This window comes from Lentzea albidocapillata, assembly GCF_000719115.1.
In the GTDB taxonomy this organism is placed as follows: Bacteria; Actinomycetota; Actinomycetes; order Mycobacteriales; family Pseudonocardiaceae; genus Lentzea; species Lentzea albidocapillata.
The window spans coordinates 1-1,117 of record NZ_JOEA01000056.1; the positions used below are offsets into that span (position 1 = coordinate 1).

Annotated in this window: 1 protein-coding gene; it reads right to left on the reverse strand. The window is 67.1% G+C overall.

The features are described from left to right. Position 1: 1 nt before the first annotated feature. On the reverse strand, positions 2–994 hold the full coding sequence (locus IG04_RS0141715; protein WP_030482276.1) for an IS481 family transposase: 993 nt from the start codon (positions 992–994) through the stop codon (positions 2–4). Positions 995–1,117 lie beyond the last annotated feature (123 nt).

The following is a 1,117-nucleotide window of genomic DNA, read 5'->3' on the forward strand; positions in this document are numbered from 1 at the left end:
CCTAGGTGTACTGATCGGAGAGGTTAGGAACGCGGCTGGCGGGTGGTTGGCCTGCGAGTGCGGTGTGGCCGCGGTGGTGATTGTAGGTGTGCAGCCAGCGCGGTAGCTCGGCTCGTCGTTCGGTTTCTGATCGGTAGGGGCGGGCGTAGGCCCATTCGTCGAGCAGCGTGCGGTTGAAGCGTTCGACCTTGCCGTTGGTCTGCGGCCGGTAGGGGCGGGTGCGTTTGTGGGTGATCCCGGCGGTGGTGAGCGTGTCGCGCCAGAGCAGGGACTTGTAGCACGCGCCGTTGTCGGTGAGCACCCGTTCGACGGTGATGCCGTTGGTGGCGAAGAAGATCTGGGCCCGTTGCCAGAACTCGACCGCGGTTTCCTTCTTCTCGTCGGGCAGGATTTCGCTGTAGGCGAGCCGGGAGTGGTCGTCCACGGCGTTGTGCAGGTAGCTGTAGCCGACGTGGCTGTTGCCGTAGCGGTCGAGGTTCTTGCCTGGGGTGCGGGTGCGGTGACGCTTGCCTGCCTGACGGCTGGTGACCCGGTGGCCGCCGCCGTCGGGGATGTTGCCGAGCTTCTTGATATCGACGTGCACCAGCTCGCCGGGCGTCGCGCGTTCGTAGCGGCGCACCGGCTGCGCGGTGGCCCGGTCGAGGTGGTTCAGCCGGGCCATGCCGAACCGGGTCAGCACACGGTGCACGGTCGAGGGCACCAGGCGCAGCAAAAACGCGATCCGGGCCGGCCCCCATCGCCGTGCCAGCCGGACCTTGATGATCCGCCGTTCGATCCGGGTCGGGATACGGCCAGGACTCGTGTGCGGACGCGATGATCGATCGGTCATGCCCGGCTCGCCCTCGTGCCGGTAGCGGTCGGCCCATCGTTTCGCCGTGCTCACCGAGACCTGGAACCGTTCCGCGGCCCGACGCAGCGGCCAGCCCTCGTCCACGACACACCGGGCCAGGCGCAGCCTGCCCACCGGAGTCAGCGGTGCGTTAGCGTGAATCACGAGGGCCTCCGTCGGTCGGTGTAGACGTCGCAATCCACACCGAACCCGGAGGCCCTCCCTCATTCCAAGATCATCCGGCTACGTGTCGAACCGTTCTCAACCTCTCCGGTCAGTACACCTAGG